Below are 23,016 nucleotides of genomic sequence, written 5' to 3'. Positions count from 1 at the left end.
GAACCCCGCGCTCCGGGGTTCGCACAACCCTCTTCATTGTGAGGTCCCAAATGTATTCGACAACCACCCTGATCATCGGGGCGGGCCAGTGCGGCCTTGCCATGAGCTTTGAACTCAGCAAACGCTCGATCGACCACCTTGTTCTGGATGCCGGACGCGCCGGCGAAAGCTGGCACAGCCGTCGCTGGGACTCGTTACGCCTGTTGACCCCCAACTGGATGAATACCCTCGCCGGTCAGGCGCACGGGCCCGATGATCCCGACGGATTCGCCACCGCCCGACGGTTCGCAGCCGAGATCGACAATTGGGTCACACGACATGCGCCGCCGCTTTTTACAGACACATCGGTGAAATCCCTGTCGCGGCTGGGTCAAGGGTACATTACCGAAACCAACCGCGGCCCAATCCGCTGCCAGTCCGTGGTTATCGCGACCGGTGCCTGCTCGCGGCCCAAGGTCCCTGCCTTTGCCAGCGCCCTGCCCCATCGTATCGAACAGTTTTCCCCGATCACCTATCGCAGTCCGCTCGAGGTGCGTTCAGGTGGCGTTTTGGTCGTGGGGGCTTCGGCATCTGGGCTTCAAATCGCGCAGGAACTCGCGTGGTCCGGTCGCAAGGTAACCCTGGCCGTCGGAAGCCACGGGCGTTTGCCGCGCACCTATCGCGGCGCCGACATTCTGCAGTGGATGCATCTGGCTCGTGTTTTTGATGAGCCCTTTACCAAGGTGGACGATCTCGACCGAGTTCGGAGGACACCGTCGCTGCCGTTGATCGGAACGCCGGAGCGCAACGATCTGAATCTGGATGTCTTACAGGCTCGGGGCGTCGAACTAGTCGGGCGCATGATGGATATCCGAGACGGCAAGGCGCAATTCTCCGGTGGATTGTTCAATTCCGTGTCTTCCGCGGATCTGAAAATGAACCGCCTTTTAGACAGGATTGATACCTGGATTTCGGATCGGGGATTCGACGATATGGTCGCGCCACCTCAGCGTTTTGCACCGACCACCGTGCCGTCTGATCCCAGATTGGCCATCGATCTGTCTGAATTCGACACCGTGATCTGGGCGACAGGATTCAACCCTGATCATCGATTTGTTCAATTTCCCGTTTTCGATCGCAAGGGCCGTATCCAACACCAAGGCGGCGTCGTCGAACAGGGATTGTATGTTATGGGGCTGCCGTTTCTGCGGACCAGCCGTTCCATACATATCGACGGCGCGACACGAGACGCAAAAGCGCTGGCGCGACAGATTTTCATTCAACTCAATCAACCTTTGGCCGCGTGAAAGGATACTGTCATGCAAACGCAGAGATTTGATGCAATTGTAATCGGTGCCCGCGTGGCAGGAGCCGCGACCGCAATGCTGTTGGCGCGAAGAGGAGCGCGCGTGCTACTTGTGGACCGGGAAGCTGATATCCAGGACACGCTTTCGACCCATGCCCTTATGCGTCCCGCGATCCATCTGATGGCGCATTGGGGGGTATTGGGGCCTATCAAGGCGTCCACCCCTGCGGTCAACGCTACTCAATTCGTCTATGGCGACGAGGTCTTCGATATCCCGCTTAAACCGGATGTTGGTTACAAGGGACTTTTTGCCCCCCGTCGTTGGCTGCTGGACAGGGTTTTGGGCGATGCCGCACAAAAAGCGGGTGTTGACCTGAGGACAGCAGCCATCTGCTGTGAAGTTATCAGGAAGCCTGATAACCGCGTGACGGGCGTCGTTCTGATGGACCGCAAAGGCAACACATACCAGGTCAACGCTGACCTGGTTATTGGCGCGGACGGCAGAAACTCGACCGTCGCGAAACTGGTCGGAGCCAAGGAAACCGTCCGCTCGGACATTCGCTCCGCTTGTGTCTACGCATACGTGGATGGCATCCCCAACTCCGGCTACCGGTGGTTTTATGACGTGAATGCAGCGGCAGGATTGATCCCGACGACCGATGATCAGCATTGCCTGTTTGCTGCCTGTCCTCCCCAAGCTTTTAAAGCCAGATTTGGTTCTGACGTATTCTCCCGTCTTCGCGACCAATTACGGCGGTGGGACACCGACGTAGCGGAACAGTTGGATCACCGTTCGTTGGTCGAGAAACCCAAACGGTTCCTGGGCGCGCCGGGACACATGCGGCAATGCGCAGGCCCAGGTTGGGCACTGGTCGGAGATGCTGGATACTTCAAAGACCCGTTGACTGCACACGGAATAACCGATGCGTTGCGGGACGCGCATTTCCTTGTTGAAACTGCCGTGACAAATGGTTTTGGCGACCTGTCTGATTACCAACACACGCGCAACCAACTTTCTGCTAACCTTTTTCAGATTACTGCGGAGATTGCGTCCTTCGATTGGACGCTGGCCCATTTGAAGGGCCTGCACATGCGTTTGAACGACGAGATGAAAGCGGAGTTTTCCCACTTGCAACAGTCGCTCACACCATCAGCTCAGGCAGCTTGAGGAGAAAATCATGGAGAACGGATGGAAAGGCACAATGAACGGTAAGCCTGAACGGGGGCAACGTACCAGCAGAGCAAGAACAACCTCAATGCGCGATGTCGAAGCGTTTACCAAGATGACCGGCGACAAGAACCCAATCCACTATGACAGCGAAATAGCTGCAAAGACCGTTCTTGGTGGATTGGTCGTTCAGGGCGGTGTGACCACCGGGCTGCTCAATGCTGTTGTCGCAGAAAATCTTCCCGGCCCAGGTACAGTGTTCCTTGAAACCAACTGGCGGTTCAAAAAGGCTGTGCGCGTAGGAGAAACGATAGAGGCGCGGGTCGAAGTCATCGAAGTACGTGATGACAAACCGATTTGCACGTTGAACACCTGTATAGTGGATTCACTGGGCGACACTTGTGTTGACGGTACCGTAGTGACGTACACTCTCGCAATTTGCAAAGGCAGGTAATTTGTTGATTTTCTAAAGGATGTTACATGAACAACGAAGCTTAGCAGAAAAGCTGCGTCGGTTTTTTTTGCGAACCGGGATTTTGGGTGCATGGCAGAAAACAGAAAGTTAGGGCTCAGCGATAACCTCAAATTCAACAATAAAACAACGCTGTGTCGTTTGTAGGGTTCAGCGAATTCGGCCCAAAGGAGACATCTGGCGGCTGACTACATTGCTGCAATCGCAGCCCGCTTTCCAGACATTCGCCGCGGATGCGAAATTTTGGCCTGTGCGAAATCACAGATTGCGCAACGAACCAGACACTCCACGGTTTACTTCGAATTCCCGGTAACAATTGACATCAGCTTAGCTGCATGTTTTGAGCCGCTCAGAATTGCCAGTTTAAGCCTGCTTTTACTTGGGGTCCTTGAGCTCCGTCACCGAACTCCTGCTCTGCAGTCAGCTCCAATTTTGCTCCAGACGAAAACTCCTTTTCGTAGCCGAGCAATAGACTGCCCCCAGTAAAATCCGATGCAGCAAAAGTCAGTTAATTTGTATCTGAGAATACAGTAACGTCCGCCGTCGAGTCCCCCATATCACGGCGGAGCACACCGCCAATTTGACCAATGAGCGAACCAGCACCGGCGATGGTCTTCTTAGCTTCTAGCCCAAGCCGCGCCTCCAACACTTCCGTCGTTACTTCACCCACTGCAGCATTTACGTCAGAACCGGTTTCGGTATAGCTGTCATCGTCCTGCCGGGTATATCGAACGTTACCAAACCCCAGCAGATCAACACCGGCGTCAAGATTGATTGCCCGCTCAATGCCGACGCGTACGGTCAGCAGAGTGCTGTTGTACTCTCCATCCGCGTCCGGGCTGCCCAGGATAGTTCGAGTTCTGTCAGTTGAAAGAAATCCAAAACCCAGATCAGCTTCGACCAGATAGTCTCCGAATTGACGTCCGGCGGCTACGCTCAGGTAAACAGTGTTTGTGTCAAAGGTTGAATTATCACTGTCGCCATCGGCGTAGAACACCCCCAGTCCTAGCGCCAAGGATACTCCGTTCTCCAGCTGCCCCGTAATTCCGGCGCTGCTATTGATCAGACTAAGGTCGGTTCTGTCCCCGGCACTATCCTCAAATCGTTTCCCTTGGGCGTCTATCATAGCAAAGGGCTTGAAACCGGACTTAGAGAGGGGTTCTGTGTCACTGAAAGACAAGGCTCGGCCAACTTCCGGCACTGCACTGTAGCTCAGTGCGTCACGAACGCTGCCGATGGCCTCGCCGTAAGTCGCAATGACATCGCGCGACGTGAACAGTCCGCTGGAATCGACGGCGGCATAAACCGGATCTGTGCCACCTTCATCCTGCACAAACCAAACGGAACGGTCGTCTGAAACCGTTGTGGAGAACGTTCCATTCTCAGGGGCCGCATCCTCGAAATAGAACACCGCACTTCTACCCTGTGCATCCAGATTCACATCGTGATCCGCAACCCGGATTGTACCTGTAACTGTGTCATTGGTGTCCAGATTTACCGAACCGGAGCCCGTCTCCAGGTAGATAGCGTAGGCTTCGCCATTGTCTGACGCGGCCGAGATTGCACCCACATCCGAAATCACCCCGTCATGGTTCTCGATGTAGAGACCATAGGCGCTTGCACCAGCCCCGCCGGACGCTGTCGCTTCGATCGTTCCGCTATTTGCAAACTCGCCCTGCAAATTGTTGATACGGATTGCTGAGGCAGTAGCGCTGGCGCGGCTTGCGGCATTGTCCAAATCAACGCGCGCACTCAAATATCCCGCATTGGACACAACACCGGAAGTTTCGCCGCCAAGTTGAACCGCGTTTGCCACGACGTTTTGCGGCCCGGTCGCCTCGGCCGTCATCGAGCCAGCATTTTCGAAATCACCGATAAGATCGCCGCTCAGGTGAAGTGCGTTGGCACTTACATCTCCGTTTTCGGATACTGCCTGTGCAGAAATCGAGCCAGAGTTCGAAATATCCCCAGCGAACCCGTCACGGTTTTTGATATATATCCCATAGGCACTTGCATTGCCTGCGCCAGTTGTCGCCGCGGCAATTGTTCCACTGTTGGTAAATTCGCCTTGCAAATCCTCGATGTTGAACGCCGCCGCAGTTGCCATGGCGCTGCTTGTGGCGTTGTTCAAACTGGCCGTCGCGTTTACATAAGGTGTGTCCTTTTGCAGATGAAACCGTGGGTGAATGCGCGCTCTGCTCGCAGAGGGCAAAGCCCTGTTTAAAAGGCGCATATTCTCAGCCAATCGCCATCAGTGTCCCAACAAGATCGCCGCCCCATCACAATATGAATGTTCGCGGAGTCATACTGGTTTGCAATTTGCCTCGGAGACGCCGAAGCCCAGATGGCGGAATTTGCAAAGTTTAGCGAACGGCCCTTTCCTGCCGTTGAACCGAGGGTTCCGATGCTGCAATCGCAGCCTGCTTTCCCGACATTCGCTGCATTGGCATAGACATCAAGTGTCAAGGGTTATCGTCAGTTTGAGGTCGGCCGGACAGCAGGATCAAAAGCAGGAATGACAGGTTTAGCGTTTTTCAATGTGAAGATTTTGTCCATGTGTCACCTCTGTTTTGGAAAAGGCAGGAATATCCACGGCGCGCGTACGTTGCCGCCATGGAAACTTGATTTGGCGCAAGATCATAAGCCTTTAGCCGGATACAAGAAGCGGATGCAACGCGTTGAGCTCACATGTTGTTTTGAAACTATGGGGACGGTTAGGGCAGAGAAAAACGGACGACTGACTGCAGAAGAAGCAAAAGGGCTCCGCACGGCGAAGGAGCTCGAAGGGCATCTTGCGCGGCTTGGTACTTTTACACCGGCGGCGCTCGGCGTGCTGGCCATCGCGTCTGGCATTTATACCTATCTTGATGTTTCGTCCTTGCTTGAAGGCAGTGGCTCGGTCTCGTTCTTTGCCGCGGTTGCATATTCAATCGCTGTTTCAGTCGGAATTTTTTTGGAGTTACATGCTGCGCCTCTTGCCGTCGATGCGTAGTGCTGGCGGTTTCGTTGGGCTCCAGACCTGATTGCCCTGCACAGCCCAGGAGGGATAGTCGGCGAGGCCCAGGACATCGGCCGCAGCATTCGCGACGCCGGTCTGCCCACGGCCGTGCTTGCTGGTGGGTTTTGCGTCTCAAGCTGCCCTTACATCCTCGCTGGCGGTGAAAACCGGATCGTCTCTGCACGAAGCATCGTCGGTATGCATCAGCACTATTACGACCAACCGCGGTACATGCCCGTCGTTTGCAGTCTCGGACATACAAATGAGCCAGGGCGAAACTCTGGAGTTTCTCATTGAAATGGGCGTGGATCCGTCACCAATGATCTATTCGCATATACTAGTCGACCCTGAACAAGGATTCGAAAGTCCAAACGTCAACCTGCATGGGATTACCGATCGTCTCAACATCTCCGTCAGGTGACACCATTGCCAATCCTACTTGGCAAATACTGCTGTGTTGTCGATTTGCTGTTTCTACATCTACGGCCACAAACCGATATGTTCATTCAGGAAGAGCCTCCATCCGCGTTCGCCACGTGGCAGATCAGCAGGAACAGGCGCCTTCGGCGTCTGATCTGCAAATCAGCCCAGATTTTCCCAAAAGGGAAGTCAGGATCATTGAAATCGGTCTAGGTGCTGGATGAAGGAAGTAAGGCGAAAATGGCAAGGTTCTGTCGCTGTTGGCAGAACTATGTGTCGCCTGACACAGATTTACCAAGTGGCGGACCGAGGAGGATTGCTACTTTTGTTATTTTTCAATATCTTATTGTCGATTTAGACAAACTCAATGCGCAAATAAACACAATGACTTACATCACCCAAATATCTAACTTCCAAGCACCAATTGGCGTCAAGCACAAATCCTGCCTTCTTGTAATTTTAACAAGTAGATCCTCTTAAGCCCCTTCGAAAAAGTTACACCTCATCTCACACTATCAAAGCTCGTGGCACTTGCCTCGCTCTCTCAAGTTGTCCGCGCTTGAAGGCATGGTGGAAGCGCTGACTGCCTAACCTGAATTGCTCCACCGTAAACTTCGAAAACGATGGATTGAGAATTGAAGCGAAAATCACCGCTGAAAGTCGACGCGAGCACTTCATAGCAATGTGATTAAGCAGGTCGATGAAATAGAAATCCCAATATCTCGTAGCCATGGCGCAGTCCGATCAGCGGCGGTTCACCTATCAATAGTCAAACCAAACCAGAGGAGATTAGTCGCAGACCCCAATAAGCAAGAAAAACGTAGGGTTCTTTCAAGCTGAAAAAAACTTGGCCAAGACCAAAATCTTCCGGTTTGACGATTCTGGCGACTACCAACCAAATAGAGCCACTCATGGATACATCATCAAGAGGGCAGCGCATGTCTCAGCACCGTAATCAAATTGGTTTCCCGCAAATTGGCAAACCTGCCAAGGATATCCTCGACGCGATGGACGCGGCGCGGGTTGGAGATTGGGATTGGTTCTCTCTCAAAAACCTGACGGCCTCCTACTATGGCGGAAGTGATGTGGCGGAAGTTGCCAAAGACGCATTCGTGAAACATATCGGCGACAACGTCGTTCACCAGACTGGGTTGCATACATCGGTTCGGAAATACGAAACCGAAGTGATTGAGATGGTGAAAGAGCTGTTTCATGCCCCTGAAAATGCAGCGGCAACTATCACGACAGGTGGATCGGAATCCATCATTTTGGCTCTTAAAACTGCGCGCGACCGTGCGCGTGAGCTTAAAGGGATTACGGAACCCAATATCATCGTGCCGCAGTCGGCCTATGCCGTCTTCAACAAGCTGAGCCATTTCCTTGGGATCGAGGTCATCCAGATGGACAAAAGCCCCGACTACAGGGCTGACGTGGCTGGCATGAAAGCGGCCATCAATAAAAACACGATCATGTTGGTGGGTTCCTGCCCGCCATTCCCTCTGGGCGTTGTTGACCCGATTGAAGAGATCGCGGCAATCGCCCAGGAACACGATTTGTGGATGCATGTCGACGCATGTATCGGTGGCTTCATGCTGCCGTTCGCAACAGACCTGGGTTACGACGTCCCGAACTTTGACTTCTCTGTACCCGGTGTGACCTCGATGTCGGCCGACTTCCACAAATACGGGTACAGCTATCGCGGGTGTTCGATCCTGGTTCTGCATGATGCGGAATTGATCAACTGGCAGGGTTTCGAGGTCGCGAATTGGAACGCGGGCGATTACTATTCGAAGAACACCGCTGGCTCGCGCAATTCGGGTCCGATTGCTTCGGCCTGGGCCGTGTTCAACTATCTTGGCCGCGAGGGTTTCCTGCGCGTGACCGGCAACGTTATCAAAGGTCGCGAAGCGTTCTGCAACGGGATCAACGCGATCGATGAGCTGGAAATCCTGGGAACACCCCAAGGGCCGCACTTTGCCTTCAAGGCGGACGGGCTGAACATTCTTGCCATTGCGGATGGGCTGATGGATCGCGGATGGGCGATCAACATCGGTAGCAAACCGGATGCCATTCTGCTGATGCTGTCTTGCCATCACCACGAAATCGCTGATGACTTCTTGAAAGATCTTCGTGAAGTGGTCGAAGCCGTAAAATCCGGTGAGCTTAAGGCGAAGGGTGAAGAAGAAGTGTACGGCATCTATTGATGTGCGCATGGGAGGGTATGTGATGGAAATTCGCAAGCTGGCTGTTTACGCGGAAACCGTAGTCTCTGAAGCTGGGAAACCTAATGCAGACGAAGTCACGCGCGTGGCGGCAGCGGGTGTGATCTCAAACCCTTTCGCCGGCACGTTCCAGGATGATCTAAGCCAACTCTTCGAGTTCGGGGGCTTGCTTGGGGAAAGGTTGGTTCAGGCCGCCCTGCCCCACTTGCCGCGGGCCGCAGTATCTTACGGTAAGGCTGCTATCGTAGGCGTGAACGGTGATATCGAGCATGGTCACGCCATGTTGCACCCAAAGCTGGGAAAGGCCATGCGCGATCCAATTGGTGGCGGAGCCGCACTGATCCCATCAGCGGCAAAGATTGCGACCGCTGGCACAGTATTGGACGTGCCGCTGGGCCACAAAGATGATGCCTGGTCGTTCGATCATTTTGATGCAATCAGCATTGCTGTTCCCGACAGCCCCCGGCCTGATGAAATCATGATGGTCATAGCGCTTGCCGATGGCGGTCGAATCAATCCGCGTGTTGGAAAGACACGCGCTGCAATCTGAGGACACAATGACTCCAGACAGGGATCGTCTTGCCCAAACGCTTATTGAACTGGTCAGAATTCGAAGCGTTAATCCATTTGATGAAGCCGCCCAGGAAGGTTTCCGCGAACAAGAGATGGCAGATGATCTGCTGTCCAGATTTCAAACTCTGGGCATGGAAACAGGGTGGCGGCAGGTTGCACCTGGTCGGCCAAATGTTTGGGGTCGACTTAAGGGAACCGGCGGCGGGCCGACCATCATGCTTGCCGCTCACATGGACACGGTCGGAACGGAAGGTTACGAGGCAGCGTTTGACGCAGAGCTGAAAGACGGCCGGATCAATGGCCGTGGATCTTGCGACATGAAAGCCGCATTTGCCTGCTATATCGAAGTCGTCAGCCTGCTGCGCGAGAACGACATCAAGTTGCCGGGCGATTTGATTATCGCCGGGATCGTCGATGAAGAGCATTTGCTGACCGGTTCTGCCGAGATGGGCGAAAATGGCCCCAGTGCGGACTTTGGAATTATCGGAGAGCCATCGAAGCTGGCTATTTGTCCAACGCACAAAGGCCAGCTATGTGCTAAGATTTACACCAGCGGTGTGGCCACACATTCGTCGCGGCCAGAGAAAGGTGTCAATGCTGTCGAGCATATGGGCGCAGTCATTCAACATCTGTCGGGGTTAAACGCAGAGCTTCAAGAAAAAGGACCATCTCATCCTTTGTGCGGTAGCGGTCGGTTTTCAATGAACGTCATCCGTGGTGGAACATTCGCCTCTGGAATTCCGGATCAGTGCGAATTGGAGGTGGATCGACGCTTCCTACCCGGTGAGGACATCGATGATATTCTGAATGACTATCGTGCCCGTTTGGCCGAGTTGAGCAAGACTATTCCAGATTTCCAGGCTGAAGTTATCGGTCCAACCCTGCTGGCCCGAGCGCTGGACGTGCCGTTGACCTCACCTCTCGTCGAGGCAATTTCGGGCGCAGCCAAAGCAACACTTAAAACCGACCCCGAGATCACCGCGTTTCCTGGTGGCACCGACGCTCCCAACCTTGGGTTTCCTTGTGTCATCTGTGGCCCAGGGGATCTGGCACAGGCGCACAGTACGGATGAATATGTTGAGCTGGAAGAAATGGTGCAGGCGACCGAAATTTATCTAAGAACGGTTTTGTCTTTGAACGGGTTTAAGAGCACCGAAGTGAACGGCTTTTTCAGTCAAGTTTGCGTATAATCAGCGTCTCGCAGCTGACGCAACTTCAGAATAAAATGCCTGACGACGAATAGCAGCACCAAGACACCGCGGATCGCTGTTGGATATGTTTCGTAAGTTAGGCACTGTTACCCGGTCGCTGATTTATTGGCGTTCAAGTTGACCGGCAGTCGAAATTTACACTGCAATTGGTCGACAGATCTCAAGGTTGCGGAAACACTGGATCCGGTTTCAACTCAGCGAGACGGTGAGTGCCTTTCGCACTCCCCCTTCTCAAACTGCAGGCCCGCCAAATGGCCGAACTTGCAAAAGAAAGCGGTCGGGTAATTGTCTCGGTAGTAGAAGTAATTGGCTGCCGCGACACTGACTGCAACAACCAAAACTCCAAGCAGCCGCCGTTTCCTTTCCATCTTCAACTGCCGTTGCCTGATGAAACTCTGGGGAAAAAGTTCAGGACAATTTCATGCATATCGGTTTGCCTCAAGCCCCTCGAACGAAATGTCAGGCTGGCGTTCAACGACCAAGTCCGCAACCGCGCGACTTGATCCACAGGCCATTGTCCATCCAAGAGTTCCGTGCCCAGTGTTCAGAAAAAGGTTTTTGAACTCAGTGCGCCCCAATACGGGTGTTCCGTCCGGAGTCATTGGACGCAGCCCGGTCCAATTTTCAATTTTTGTCTGATCGCCGCCATCGGGGAAAAGATCATTGACGACATAGCGCACCGCATCGGTCGCGTGTTTGCCCAGCTTTTTGTTGAACCCGATGATTTCCGCCTGACCAGCAACGCGAATGCGGTCGCCAAGCCGTGTCAACGCGACCTTATAGGTCTCATCCATGATGGTGGATTGCGGCGCTGCGGCCGGGTCTTTCACTGGAAGAGTTATGGAATAGCCTTTCACCGGATAGATCGGCAGATGAATGTCCAGTTCTTTCAGCAAGACGGCGGAATAGGGGCCGAGACAGCAGACAAATCCATCACCCTCAAACGAGTCCTTCTCGGTCAGAACGGATGAAATCTGATCGTTTCGGGATTCGAAGCCCTTAATGGTTTCATTGTACCGAAACTTGGCACCCATTTTCTCGGCTTCGGCCGCAAGGGCTGCGGTGAATTTCCGGCAATCGCCGGTGCGGTCGGATGTTAACTGCAGACCACCGACAAATTTCTCCGCGACATTGGCCAAGCCCGGTTCTGCGGCGATACAGGCATCGCGATCCAGAACTTCAAATGGTGAGTCAAATTCGCGAAGAACGTCCTGATCAACCTTTGACGCCTCAAGCTGTTTTTCGGTCCGGAACAGTTGCAGTGTACCGAGGTTTCGCTGGTCGAAATCGATTGGAACGTCTTTCAACAGATCCGTCAGCGCGTCTCTGCTATAGCTCGACACCCGCACCATGCGGCTTTTGTTGATGCGATAGGATCCCTCGTTGCAATTGCGCAGCATCTGCAATCCCCATGCCCACATAGACGGGCTGAGCAAGGGCCAGATTGTCAAAGGCCGGTGCCGCATGAGCAACCATTTTATGGCTTTCTTGGGAATTCCCGGCGCGGCCCATGGGGAGGACATTCCGTATGAAAGCTCACCAGCATTTGCAAATCTTGTTTCAAGACCGGCTTCCCGCTGCCGGTCAATGACCGTGACATCAACGCCCTGCTTTGCCAGATAATATGCTGTGGTGACGCCGATGACACCCGCACCGAGTACGATGACTTTCAATCGCTTAAGCTTTCACTGACCCGAATTGGCTGAATTATTCTGCTTCAACAGCAGTAACGATCACTTCGACGCGGAGCTGCGGACGCGCAAGTTTGGCCTCGCCGCAGGCCCGAGCCGGCGCATGACCCCCTGGAACCCATGCATCCCACACGTCATTCATTTCGTTGAAGTCGGCCATGTCGGCTAACCAGACAATGGCTTGCAACATGTGCTTGCGAGACGAGCCGTATTTTTCAAGAAGAGCGTCAACGCGAGACAGACAATCTTTTGTCTGCTCTGCCACCGTGTCACCGCTTCCGACCTGACCGCAGAGATATAGCACCCCGTTGTGCTTTACGACTTTGCTCATGCGTTGGCCGGTTTCAAAACGTTCTATCATTTTATTATCCGTGATTGGGAAGTTGGGTGTCGTCAGTCCGCTGCGAGATTTTTTCCGTGAGTATACGAGCCCCACTATCTGTATCTGCTTGCCCGACAACGAATTGGTGTTGTTTCGTACCTTCTCCGAAATCGAAGGTTGAAGCTTGACCGCGACGTGAAACCAGTTGCGATCGATACTTCGTCGATCGACAAGTCTGTGAACTTCAGGAGGTGGAAGGCGCGTTCCAAACGTATGTTCAGGTAGACGGATGTCGGCGTTTCCCCAAAAAACCTTTGAAACTTGCGTTGCACTTGACGCGGTGACGCCTCCAACGACTTAGAAAGTCCATCAAGACAAATCGGTTCTTCCACGGTTTGTTTCATCAACGCGATGGCGCGGCAAAGGGTTGAGTTTCCTTTCGCAAGTCGAAGGTAGTAGTTTTCTGTTTCCGATCGGTTCGCGTAGGAAAATAAAGTCAGACCGATGTGGCTCAGAACTTGCTGCGCGAGAAACTCACCGCAGTCATCAGCGACCATAGATCCGATCATGCGCAACGCCGCAAGTTCACCGGTCGCGGAATGCACCTTGCCATGGCGGAAGGCTGGCACATCTTCCGGCGCTATCTGTATTGCCTCTTCATCAGCCGCCTCAAAAAATTTGGCGTGGATACAGAAGCTGTAGTTTCGAAGGAAAGGCACCTGAGCCGCAAGCAAGACCGCACCTCCAACGAGCCCGATGCGATCTGTGCAAGGTAAGTGGGTTCTCAATAACCGTGTGCCGATTTCACTTGGCAGCCAGGGTTTGCTTAGACCGCCAAACAAAATGACTGTTCGCGTTGACAGGTTGGAACGCAAGGAAAACGCACTCTCCACGCTGCGAACAACTTCTATTCGGTACTTCTTTTCTGATGCAAACCTATTCGTGAGTTTAAGCAGCTCTAAACATGCTTTCACGGCATACATGGAGTTGCAGTCCTGAACGACAAAGACCATGTCTTTGGCGCTGCCGCTGTGCTCTCCCCAATAATCATTTGGGTCGGCAATGATCTCGGTCTGATGCAACATAGCGTACCTCGGATAGGTGTTTGGCTCAGGGATCGTTGAGAGAGTTTTCCAGAGGCGTATCTGCCTTGTATAGAAACTTGGAGAATTCCTGGTCCGGCACCAAGCTGCCGCCAGTCGCCCAAATCACGTGAACTGCGTTACACATCACTGGGCTTAAACAGTTTTCTTTCAGGTATTTCTGACCTTCATCAGAGCCCAGAACAATTGCGGGGCCGCCCAGACCAGCTGCAGCAGATGGTTCCAGTTTTTGCCCGGTTTTTTCCCACGCAACCCTCAACCAGCGGAAAAGGTCACTATCGCGCACCGTGTATACACCGCTCAGCAATGGCCGCATAACGTGCGCCACAAACCGGCTGACTTCGGCAACAGCCATTCCATCAGCTTCAGTCTTGTTTGTCAGGCCGATGTCATAGACGGATACAGGCTTTTCTAAACCCGACGCCAGTTGAACCAAAGCGCAAGGGGACTGAGCAGGTTCGGCGAAAAAGCTGTGGGCGTGTAACCCAAATTCCTGTGCGACCCCGTAGGCTATGCCGCCTGGTGCCCCTCCGATCCCACAAGGAAGATAGAGAAACAAAGGCGTGTTTCGATCTATCCGAATACATTTACTCTCTAACTGTTCACGCAGCTCTGACGCTGCCGCAGAATAACCGTAGAAGAGTAATTCGGATCTCTCATCATCAACAAAATAGGTATTGGGGTCATTGTCTGCTTCGGCGCGGGCTTCGGAAACCGCGGTACCATAGTCGGCTTTGTGTTGTACAACTTGCACATCGTAGTTCCGCAGCCGCGCAACCTTCCATGGTTTCGCATCCGAAGACATGTGAACAACGGCACGAAACCCAAGCGCGCGCGCGACAACACCAATGCTAAGTCCAAGGTTTCCAGTCGAGCCAACAGCAATAGTGTATTTGCCGAAAACAGACTTTATAGTGTCGTTAGCGAGATGCTCAATCGGATCACAGGGCGACATCAAATTCAGTTTGAGCGCCAGCGATAATGCGTACTGACATACCTCATAGATTCCGCCTCGAGCCTTTATCGAACCTGCCACAGGCAAGTTGTTGTCAGTTTTGAGAAAATACCGACCTTTCGAGAACCCAAATTCGCAATCTTGTGCTGTTAACTCTACCAAATCAGATGCCAAAATACCCCTGCTGGTTTTCAACTCCGGAAAGCAGTTTTCAAGTAACGGAGCAAATCGTTTCCAATTGGCGACCGCTTCTGCCACCTTTTGGGGATGAGCAACGTCGTTTGGAACGTCCTGAAACGATATTCTGTTGGAATTGACCCACAGCACGGGGTCTCCTGATAGAAGTCGTGATTTCAAGCTATATTCCATGACGATTTAGGCCCCGAAATTTCACACATTAGAGATTGAGGGAATTGCCCCGTCGCAAGGGAGTATGCGACGGGGCAGGTGTGTGGTCCGAACTTCAGACCACCTGGGAGTGCATCAACCGACGTAAGTGGGAAAAGTCGCGCACAAATCCGCAACGGTGGCTTTGCAGCGCGAGACCGTTCGATCGGTGTCGCCGGCGGCTTCTGCCTCAATGAGGTCTGCAATCAAGTTACCAAGTTCTTCAAACTCGGTCTCTTTCATGCCGCGAGTGGTGGCCGCACTCACTCCCAACCGCAACCCAACCCATTCGGGCGGACGCGGACTGTCATTTGGAATTGCGTTCTTATTTGCAGTGATGTTGGCCTTTTCCAAGACAACTTCAGCGCGTTTGCCGGTGATGCCTTTAGGGCTAAGGTCAACCAGCACCAAATGAGTATCAGTACCGCCCGACACAATGCGCAGCCCACGGCCCTGTAGAGTATCCGCAAGTTTGGCTGCGTTGGCCTTGACCTGCACACCGTATTCTTTGAACTCATCAGTTAACGCTTCGGCGAGGCAAACCGCTTTAGCCGCGAGTACTTGACTGTGAATCGAACCTTGTACGCCCGGGAAAACGGCCGATTGCAGCTTTTTGAACCACTCCTCGTTATTGGTGAGGATCAGCCCTCCGCGAGGACCACGCAGTGTTTTGGTGGTTGTACAGGTAACGATGTCGGCGTGAGGGAAAGGTGACGGGTGCACACCTGCTGCGACGAGGCCTGCAATGTGCGCCATATCCACATGGAAAAAGGCGCCTACATTTTTGGCGATCTGACCCATACGATCAAAGTCGATCTCACGTGGGTAGGCGGAACCACCAGTAATGAGCAGTTTGGGCTGGATTTCTTTAGCCAGATCCTCAAGCGCGTCGTAATCGATAACTTCGGTTTCAGCATCAACACCATAGTGGTGCGGTTCGAACCAGCGTCCGGACAGGTTGGCTTTCAGTCCGTGGCTCAGATGGCCACCGGCCGCCAGATCCAGCGACAAAACCTTGTCGCCCGGCTTGAGCAGCAAGAAGAAGACCGCCAGATTGGCCTGGCTGCCCGAATGAGGTTGAACGTTGGCATAGTCGCAGCCGAACAGCTCTTTCGCACGATCAATTGCAGCCTGCTCGACGATGTCGACAAACTGTCCACCGCCATGAAAGCGGTTTCCGGGATAGCCTTCCAGTGTCTTGTTGGTCATCTCGTGTCCGAGGACATCCAGAACCGCACGGCTGACGATGTTTTCTGAAGCGATCAGTTCGATCTGATCTTGCTGACGCTGTTTTTCGTTAACCAGCGCTTCTGCAACAACAGGATCGGTCACCACGATGGGGGTCGAAAAATGTTGCGACATTGGATTTCCTCCAGAGGGGTTTCGATTGAATAAAAATCCGCAGTTTGTCTGGCCAAAGCAAATCAGTATTGCTATTTTTTTGGCGCAGAAAAACTAAGGCTAAACCAATGTCACTTTCTCCCCGCCGCCCAAAAGGACCGCACCTGAATGCCCTGCGCGCATTTGAAGCCGCTGCCCGATTGAGGAGCTTTGCTGCGGCTGCAGACGAGCTATCCGTTACTCCAGGTGCAATCACTCAGCACGTCAAATCGCTCGAGGCTTGGGCCGGGGCTCAGTTGTTTGTCAGGAACGCGCGAGGCATAACTCTCACGCCTTTGGCGGAGAAACTCTTACCCGGATTTAGCAAAGCATTCGATCAGCTTGGCGACGTCGTGCAAGAGTTGCGTGCAACTGCACAACCGCTGAAAGTCAAAGTTGCCGCCCTGCCATCGGTTGCGCAACTTTGGTTGGCTCCTCGGCTCGGGAAACTACGCCTTGTCGCTCCGGAAATTTCCGTTTCGGTGGTGGCTCTTGAAGCCCCACCAAACCTCGCGCGAGAGCCGTTTGATTTGACACTCTTCTATAGCCGTGCGGTGTTGGGAGAAAACGCAATTCCAATCTCGGATGATATCATTTTTCCAGTGTGCGCTCCTGCGGTTGCGGCACGCCTGCATTCAATCACTGATCTTTCGAATGAGACCCTTTTGATTGACGAATCTTGGACAGATGATTGGCAATTTTGGTTGAACGGCCAGCCAGATGGCAACTCCGTGGTCCAATCAGGAACAACCCATTCTCTGTTTTCCGTAGCCTTGGAGGAAACCCGCCATGGCGGGGGAGTATTGATGGCGCACGAATTGCTGGTGCGCGAACTCTTGGAAAGTGGAGCCCTCGTTCGCCCTTTCGAAGGTTCACTGAAGCTTCCTCGGAAACTTGTAGCCAAGTACACTTCGTCATTTCGCAGGTCGCCTGCCTTTGAGAAGGTATTAACTCTCCTCCTGGACGAATTGCATACAAACACAGCATAGCCAACGCTCAAGTCGATTAGCGTTACAAGCTCATATTAGCGCCGTAGAAAATTGGTCGGAAAAGTTGGTATCACCACCCCACCTCATTGCTTAGCAACTTTCTCCTTTTCTGATCTAACCCAATCCCAAAAAACTCGTACATTCGGTTTATTGAGGTTTTCTTCGGATGTTAGGACGAAATAGCTTTTCGGAGCCTCTATCTCCTGCTCGAAGGGTTTTACTAACCGTCCAGAAGAAATCTCTTTGTCCAACAAACCTGTATGACCGATCGCGACTCCGCCCCCGTCGATGGCGGTTTGTATCAATGCGGAGTACAACGAAAAACCGAGAGAATTCTTAAGCTCAGGGCCACCAACTTCTGACAGCCAATAGTTCCAGTCCTCGTCCCAGTAGAGATCATACAGTGCTGGCACACTAAGAAGGTCATCAAGTGTCATCCCATCGGGGTATTCGCGCAGCAATTCGGGTGAGCAAACTGGCGTCAACCTTTCGGACAAAAAGCGCATTGTGACGAACTCGTCAGGAGGCGTCTCACCATGCCAAATCATGATATCAAGATTGCCGGTTCGGAAGTCTGGTTCTATCAAATCTGCGATGAGTTCGGCTTTGACGTCCGGAAAATGGTTCAGAAACCTTTGGACAAGCGGCAATACCAGCCTTTCAGAAACAACATGCAAAGCTCCAATTCGCATCGGTTGTGCCTCATACTGCGCCTTGAATATTTGCGTCTTTCGTTTGAAGTCACCAAGCAACGATTGAGCGATTTCAAGGTACTTTTGTCCAGCTTCGTTGAGCTCAACCCCTCGTGAATGCCGTTGGAACATTTCAACGCCCAAACCTTGCTCAAGGTTTTTGACCTGATGAGCTATCGCCGCTGACGTTAAGTTCAATTCGTCTGCCGCCTTCTTGAAACCGTTTAGGCGCGCTGCTGCCTCAAACGCGCGCAGCGAATAAATCGGGGGCAAGCTGGGCATACTCTCTTCTTCCAAGTTACGTAGAGCTAAATTCAGTGAAAGTTACTTCCATTTGGTCGTTTTCCAGACTTAGGAATGGGTCTTCGGCCTTTATCGAACCACCAGCTTCGGCATAAATATTATTTTGTCAATCTCCTGCAATCGACAGTAACTCGATTCACCTGCCGAGTTTTACTCAATCGCTTGTTAATAGGAAAAAAGTTAGTACTTTCCACGTGCACTTCTTCCCATCACGCCACCCATTGAGATACTACCATTGGGCGTTAGGCACAAAATTTCTTTGCCAAGACCAAAATCTTCCAGTTTGTCAGGATCGCCTCAAGGTCGGACAAATTATGCACTGTCGGACCTCCTGCATGTGGTGGGCGGTTGAGACAACAGAACTTGGGAGGAGTTATGAACTTCAATCATTTTTCTAAGTTTGCCGTAGCAACCGTGTTTGCTACGGGAACGATGCTGTCGGCCATTAACCCGGCGCAAGCAGACGAGCGGTTCACCTTGGCACACCCAATGCCGCCTGAGCACATCTTCCATCCGACTTCCGAGAAGTTCATGGAAGCCCTGGGGGAAGGATACGAAGTCGAGTATCACCCAGGTGGAGACCTCGGCGACTGGACGTCTTTGTTTGAGCAGTCCATGCAAGGTGCGGTCCCAATGACCATGACCTTCGCGGCAACAGAATTCGATCCGCGCCTGAACATTTTCGCAGCTGGGTACATTGTCGACAGCTGGGAGCAAGCCCGCGAGCTCTATGGGCCTGGCGGCGCACTTATCCCGGTTTACGACGAAATCCTGGCTGACCTCGATATGAAACTCGTCGGCGTGCTGCCGGTCGACTTTGGGGGCTACGCGATCCGCAAAGGTGTGGGCGAAGTACCGCTGAACCTGCCGGAAGAAGGCAATGGCATCAAAGTTCGTGTGCCTGGCCTGGAAATCGCCATCAAACGCTATGAACTGCTGGGCTTTAGCCCGGTTCCGATGCCATTCTCCGAATTGTATACCGCCCTGCAGCTGGGCACCGTGGACGGTCGTACTTTTGGTCCACCGCCGGAAATCTGGCAGATGCGCGACGTGTTGGAAGCATACGTCTACAGCAAGGACTATTTCGAGCACGCCTATTGGCTGGTCAATAAAAGCTGGTGGGATGGTTTGTCTGACGAAGACCGCAGTGAAATCCAAGGCGCGGTAGACACAGCCGTTGGATGGGCCTGGGACGAGGCCCAGAACATCAGTGACAAAACGCTGGAAGACATTCGTGGTGCAGGAATTGATGTCGTTGAGTTCTCACCCGAGCAGCTCGAAGCCGTGAAAAAGATTGTCTACGAGCAGGAATGGCCTTTCCTCGAACAAATCGTAGGCCCGGAGACAACCGCAGCCCTGAAGTCTGCGGCCGGCATCAACTAACGATGCCTCCTCCCGACTGCCCGGCAAATTGCCGGGCAGTTTTTTCAGAACAATCCATGTAACGGGGGGAACAAATGACACCCGAAACTACGGGAATAACCGCGTTTGAACGGGGGTTCTTGCTGATCCTCAAATCAGCAATGATCTTCTTTGCGCTTTCACTTGCCATACTGATGTTTGTCACCGTGATCATGCGGTACGGAATGTCCAACCCATTCTTGGCGATCGAAGAAGCCTCAATTTTGCTGGGAATTTGGCTGTACTTTGTGAGCGCCAGTTACGTTACAGGCACGCGCGCGCATATCTGCGGCGGCGCGTTGCATCTGGTCGTTAAGAGCGAGAAGAAGAAAAACTATGTGCGTCTGATGACGTCTTTGATCTGCCTGGGCGTAACGCTGGTCGCGCTGTACTACGCCGCTCAATACGGCTGGTTCACATTCGAACGAGGACGAAAAAGCACTTACCTGCAGTGGCCACGATCAATCTGGGTCGCAAGCATGGTGTTTGGTTTTGCCGTAATGGCGCTGTTTTTCCTGCTTCAAACCATGCGCGACGCCATGAAAATCCGAGATTTTAACGAACAAAACGTGATGGGAGAGTCCTGATGCTCGCGGTTTCTGTGGCACTCATACTGATTGTCGTCCTGCTGATGCTTGAGGTTCCGGTTGCGTTTGTATTCGGGCTGGCATCGTTGGTAATTGTTCTGATCACCGGGCGAGACATCGCCTTCCTCATTCCCTATGCGTACCAACAGGAAAGCAGCTTTGCGCTGCTGGCTTTGCCGCTCTTCGTGATCGCAGGCTCGTTGATGGGGGCCAGTGGCATTTCGGATCAATTGGTTCGATTTGTGAACTCGTTTGTTGGCTCCATCAAAGGTGGGCTTGGTGCTGTCACTATCGTGACCTGTGCCTTGTTTGGCGCAATTGCCGGAAGCGGGTCTTCTGCTATTGCGGCCATCGGGTCGATGATGATCCCACGTATGGTCGAGGCGGGGTACCCGCGCTCATACGCCATTTCGCTCGTCGCCTGTTCCTCAGTTCTGGCCATTCTTATCCCTCCGAGCGTCGCGATGATCCTGTTCGCGATTACGAGTGGTCTATCGGTCGCTGCCTGTTTCCTGTCCACCATTATCCCGGGTGTGCTGATCATGGCGATCTATGTGATCATGAACGGATTTCAGGCACGCAGGTTCAAAGATCTTGAGGTCGAGCCAAAGGTTTCACTTCCGCAGCGCGCCGGAAAGATCTTCCGCGCAACCAAAGGTGCATTTTGGGCATTGCTGATGCCGGGGATCATGCTGGGGGGGATCTATGGTGGGATTTTCACACCAACCGAAGCTGCCGCTGTTGCCCTGATCTACACGCTCCCTATCGGGTTCATAATCTACAAGGGCCTGAATATGCGCACGACTACGGATGCGCTTGTCGAAGGCTCGCGCAACACTGGGGCCATCATGATGATGCTGTTTTTCCTGTTCATCATGAGCCGCGCAATGGTGCAGGAGAACATCCCGAAAGATATCGCGGATTTCATGCTTTCGATCTCGGACAACAAGATGGTCATTCTGTTGATGATCAACCTGTTGCTGCTGATGCTGGGCATGTTGGTTGACGATACGGCTGGTGCTGTATTGGCGGCGATTGTTCTGCTGCCTGTGACCAATGAGATTGGCATCCACCCGATCCACTTTGCGGCCATTGTCGGCACAAACCTGGGTCTGGGCAATGTCACGCCACCCTGTGCCCCACTCCTCTTCATGTCCGGGGCGATAGGGGGTCAGACAATTGACCAATACATCAAACCCACGCTGAAATTCATGTTGATTGGTCACCTGCCTGTGGTGCTGCTTGTTACTTACATTCCCGACATCGCGCTGTACCTGCCGCGCACCTTGATGGGGATATTGTAAGCAGCCTGAGGCCCCGCGCAGACAGGCGCGGGGCCTTCTTAAACGAAATCTACTGGGTAAAGGGGCAAGTCATGCCGCTCAAAGATATTCTCGTTGCATACAGCAATGGCAGTACATCAAAAACCGTTCTCAACTTTGGTTTGTCACTGGCTGACCAGGCAGGTGCAAAGATCACCGCAATTCACGTGACGCCACCGGTGATGGAAGAAAATCAGATCCTGTCTTGGATGCCCGAACGGCTTATGAAACAAGTGCAGCGTGCTAATGAGGAAGCACCCATCAAAGCCAAAGAGGCGCTTGACCAGCAAATCGGTGCGTCCAGAACAGTGAGTTGGCGCGTGGAGTCGGGGGACGTTTCAGACAAGCTTGCCTCACATTCCCGCCTGCATGATCTTTTGATTGTTGGGAAGTACTCTGAAACAACTGAAGAATCCGGAACCCATGTTCGGTCGGAGCATATCGTAACACGGTCGGGGCGACCGCTTATTGTCGTACCGCAGAGCTGGAATGCAGAAGGGCCGCTCAAAAGAGTGGTTGCTGCCTGGGACGGCGGGCTGACAGCGACACGAGCTCTGTGCGATCTGCTGCACCTGATGCCATTCATCGACCATCTGGATGTGGTGAGCGTAACTCAGGCGAGCGAAAACGCATCTCCTTTGAAAGAGCTGAAAGAACACCTTTCGCACCACTGCCAAAACTTTAGTGTGACTGCATTGAAACCCGAGGGGGCGACCGCCAGCCGAATCCTGAATTACTGCCGCGAAACCCAGGCCGACATCTTGGCTATTGGTAGCCGTGGGACCGCCCGTTTGCGCAGTGGGCTGGTGCACGGCGGAACTGGGCGTACGATCCTTGATCGGTCCAGTACCCCGGTTTTGATATCTCACTGATCACTTCGACCACAGCAACGCCGATGTGCACTTCACTCTGTAGGCGGGCATGATAGTGAGCAGTTTTATTGTTGCGTTCTGTTCAAAACGTATGAGCGCATATGTTCGTTTCGAGCAGCACTCTGGATCGGACCCAAATTCAGCTTCTTCGTTTAAAGTGTTTCACCTCGACTCGAGTGTCATACCGTCAGCAAGGACCTTCATTGAAAAGGCGCATCTCAATGGTTTGCGAATGCTGCACGAAAGGCTGGGTTAACAGGCAAAACCTCACATGGCTTGCGCAAGAGCCGTATGATCTTGCACGCGGAAAATGGTGCTGGCAGCAAAGAAATCGCGGCTTGGAGCGGGCACGAAACTTTGGCGGAAATCGAGCGGTACATCCGAGGCGTTGATCGCAAAAAAGCGCTACTCCCTCCGTTCTGGAAACCGGCAAATTTCTGTAGCTTTGACTACGATGATCAGATTTATTGGTCAGGGAGCAGATCTGGATCATCGGTAAAAACTGATGCGGGATGCACACATGAAAGAGAAAAATTACCGGCTTCCAGCCGAGCGATGTCCTGCCGCAAACATTACCAATGAGGAAAAGCTGTCTAACCGGCATGCCCAATTAGACAAAAAACGCGCGCAACTCATTGAGTTTGCGCGCGTTTTTTGAATTAG

19 protein-coding genes and 1 pseudogene are annotated in these 23,016 nt (G+C 53.0%); 13 read left to right on the top strand and 7 right to left on the bottom strand.

What is annotated here, in order from left to right; all coding sequences use genetic code 11:
* Nucleotides 1–50: 50 nt before the first annotated feature.
* The 3 genes from AC2TCY_RS21020 to AC2TCY_RS21010 are packed head-to-tail and all read left to right on the top strand — an operon-like array spanning nucleotide 51 to nucleotide 2,907.
* Entirely contained in the window at nucleotides 51–1,286 is a 1,236-nt protein-coding gene (locus AC2TCY_RS21020; protein ID WP_480850457.1) for an NAD(P)-binding domain-containing protein, read from the top strand.
* 12 nt (nucleotides 1,287–1,298) lie between these two features.
* Nucleotides 1,299–2,453, top strand: coding sequence for an NAD(P)/FAD-dependent oxidoreductase (locus AC2TCY_RS21015; protein ID WP_480850455.1), 1,155 nt, complete (start codon nucleotides 1,299–1,301; stop codon nucleotides 2,451–2,453).
* A 10-nt stretch (nucleotides 2,454–2,463) separates the two neighbouring features.
* Entirely contained in the window at nucleotides 2,464–2,907 is a 444-nt protein-coding gene (locus tag AC2TCY_RS21010) for a MaoC family dehydratase (RefSeq protein ID WP_480850454.1), read from the top strand.
* A gap of 526 nt (nucleotides 2,908–3,433) precedes the next feature.
* Here AC2TCY_RS21010 and AC2TCY_RS21005 read toward each other — a convergent pair.
* Entirely contained in the window at nucleotides 3,434–5,032 is a 1,599-nt protein-coding gene (locus AC2TCY_RS21005) for an autotransporter domain-containing protein (RefSeq protein ID WP_480850452.1), read from the bottom strand.
* A gap of 597 nt (nucleotides 5,033–5,629) precedes the next feature.
* On the opposite strand from AC2TCY_RS21005, the pseudogene AC2TCY_RS21000 reads away from it, so the two are divergent.
* From AC2TCY_RS21000 to AC2TCY_RS20985, 4 genes and pseudogenes are all read left to right on the top strand, one after another.
* A pseudogene (locus AC2TCY_RS21000) lies at nucleotides 5,630–5,939 on the top strand (hypothetical protein); the annotation flags it as partial.
* Nucleotides 5,940–7,281: 1,342 nt separating this feature from the next.
* On the top strand, nucleotides 7,282–8,547 hold the full coding sequence (locus AC2TCY_RS20995; RefSeq protein WP_480850450.1) for a pyridoxal phosphate-dependent decarboxylase family protein: 1,266 nt from the start codon (nucleotides 7,282–7,284) through the stop codon (nucleotides 8,545–8,547).
* Between the two features lie 22 nt (nucleotides 8,548–8,569).
* Nucleotides 8,570–9,115 carry an amino acid synthesis family protein gene (locus tag AC2TCY_RS20990; protein ID WP_480850449.1) on the top strand — a complete coding sequence of 182 codons (546 nt, stop codon included), beginning with the start codon at nucleotides 8,570–8,572 and terminating at the stop codon, nucleotides 9,113–9,115.
* Between the two features lie 7 nt (nucleotides 9,116–9,122).
* Nucleotides 9,123–10,328, top strand: coding sequence for a M20 family metallopeptidase (locus AC2TCY_RS20985; protein ID WP_480850448.1), 1,206 nt, complete (start codon nucleotides 9,123–9,125; stop codon nucleotides 10,326–10,328).
* A gap of 440 nt (nucleotides 10,329–10,768) precedes the next feature.
* On the opposite strand, the gene AC2TCY_RS20980 is transcribed toward AC2TCY_RS20985, so the two are convergent.
* From AC2TCY_RS20980 to AC2TCY_RS20960, 5 genes are all read right to left on the bottom strand, one after another.
* A complete protein-coding gene (locus tag AC2TCY_RS20980) occupies nucleotides 10,769–12,022 on the bottom strand; it encodes a D-amino acid dehydrogenase (RefSeq protein WP_480850446.1) in 1,254 nt (417 codons plus the stop codon).
* Between the two features lie 34 nt (nucleotides 12,023–12,056).
* Entirely contained in the window at nucleotides 12,057–12,401 is a 345-nt protein-coding gene (locus AC2TCY_RS20975; RefSeq protein ID WP_480850444.1) for a RidA family protein, read from the bottom strand.
* A 74-nt stretch (nucleotides 12,402–12,475) separates the two neighbouring features.
* The gene (locus tag AC2TCY_RS20970) at nucleotides 12,476–13,447 is read right to left on the bottom strand and encodes a helix-turn-helix domain-containing protein (protein ID WP_480850442.1); all 972 of its coding nucleotides are present in this window, start codon (nucleotides 13,445–13,447) and stop codon (nucleotides 12,476–12,478) included.
* A 25-nt stretch (nucleotides 13,448–13,472) separates the two neighbouring features.
* On the bottom strand, nucleotides 13,473–14,789 hold the full coding sequence (gene dsdA / locus AC2TCY_RS20965; RefSeq protein WP_480850440.1) for a D-serine ammonia-lyase: 1,317 nt from the start codon (nucleotides 14,787–14,789) through the stop codon (nucleotides 13,473–13,475).
* Between the two features lie 114 nt (nucleotides 14,790–14,903).
* Nucleotides 14,904–16,169 carry a serine hydroxymethyltransferase gene (locus AC2TCY_RS20960; RefSeq protein ID WP_480850439.1) on the bottom strand — a complete coding sequence of 422 codons (1,266 nt, stop codon included), beginning with the start codon at nucleotides 16,167–16,169 and terminating at the stop codon, nucleotides 14,904–14,906.
* Nucleotides 16,170–16,213: 44 nt separating this feature from the next.
* Between AC2TCY_RS20960 and AC2TCY_RS20955 the strand changes: the two genes are divergently transcribed.
* Complete coding sequence (locus AC2TCY_RS20955; RefSeq protein ID WP_480850437.1) at nucleotides 16,214–17,176, top strand: LysR family transcriptional regulator; 963 nt, start codon at nucleotides 16,214–16,216, stop codon at nucleotides 17,174–17,176.
* Nucleotides 17,177–17,259: 83 nt separating this feature from the next.
* Here the strand turns inward: AC2TCY_RS20955 and AC2TCY_RS20950 are convergent, their stop codons facing one another.
* The gene (locus AC2TCY_RS20950; RefSeq protein WP_480850436.1) at nucleotides 17,260–18,150 is read right to left on the bottom strand and encodes a LysR substrate-binding domain-containing protein; all 891 of its coding nucleotides are present in this window, start codon (nucleotides 18,148–18,150) and stop codon (nucleotides 17,260–17,262) included.
* A gap of 396 nt (nucleotides 18,151–18,546) precedes the next feature.
* Here AC2TCY_RS20950 and dctP point away from each other — a divergent pair, with 396 nt between their 5' ends.
* The 5 genes from dctP to AC2TCY_RS20925 all read left to right on the top strand — a co-directional run bounded on the left by dctP (nucleotide 18,547) and on the right by AC2TCY_RS20925 (nucleotide 23,011).
* Nucleotides 18,547–19,554 (top strand): TRAP transporter substrate-binding protein DctP, encoded by a 1,008-nt coding sequence (gene dctP, locus AC2TCY_RS20945; RefSeq protein WP_480850435.1) that lies wholly within the window; start codon nucleotides 18,547–18,549, stop codon nucleotides 19,552–19,554.
* Between the two features lie 74 nt (nucleotides 19,555–19,628).
* Nucleotides 19,629–20,159 carry a TRAP transporter small permease gene (locus tag AC2TCY_RS20940; RefSeq protein ID WP_480850434.1) on the top strand — a complete coding sequence of 177 codons (531 nt, stop codon included), beginning with the start codon at nucleotides 19,629–19,631 and terminating at the stop codon, nucleotides 20,157–20,159.
* On the top strand, nucleotides 20,159–21,463 hold the full coding sequence (locus AC2TCY_RS20935) for a TRAP transporter large permease (protein ID WP_480850433.1): 1,305 nt from the start codon (nucleotides 20,159–20,161) through the stop codon (nucleotides 21,461–21,463). Before AC2TCY_RS20940 ends, AC2TCY_RS20935 begins: the two co-directional genes overlap by 1 nt.
* A 71-nt stretch (nucleotides 21,464–21,534) precedes the next feature.
* Nucleotides 21,535–22,353 carry a universal stress protein gene (locus AC2TCY_RS20930; RefSeq protein ID WP_480850432.1) on the top strand — a complete coding sequence of 273 codons (819 nt, stop codon included), beginning with the start codon at nucleotides 21,535–21,537 and terminating at the stop codon, nucleotides 22,351–22,353.
* A 520-nt stretch (nucleotides 22,354–22,873) separates the two neighbouring features.
* A complete protein-coding gene (locus AC2TCY_RS20925) occupies nucleotides 22,874–23,011 on the top strand; it encodes a hypothetical protein (protein ID WP_480850431.1) in 138 nt (45 codons plus the stop codon).
* Nucleotides 23,012–23,016 lie beyond the last annotated feature (5 nt).

This window comes from Ruegeria sp. HKCCD7181, assembly GCF_057221055.1.
The sequence above is the reverse complement of the archived record's forward strand: the minus strand, read 5'-3'. Positions and strand labels throughout refer to the sequence as shown.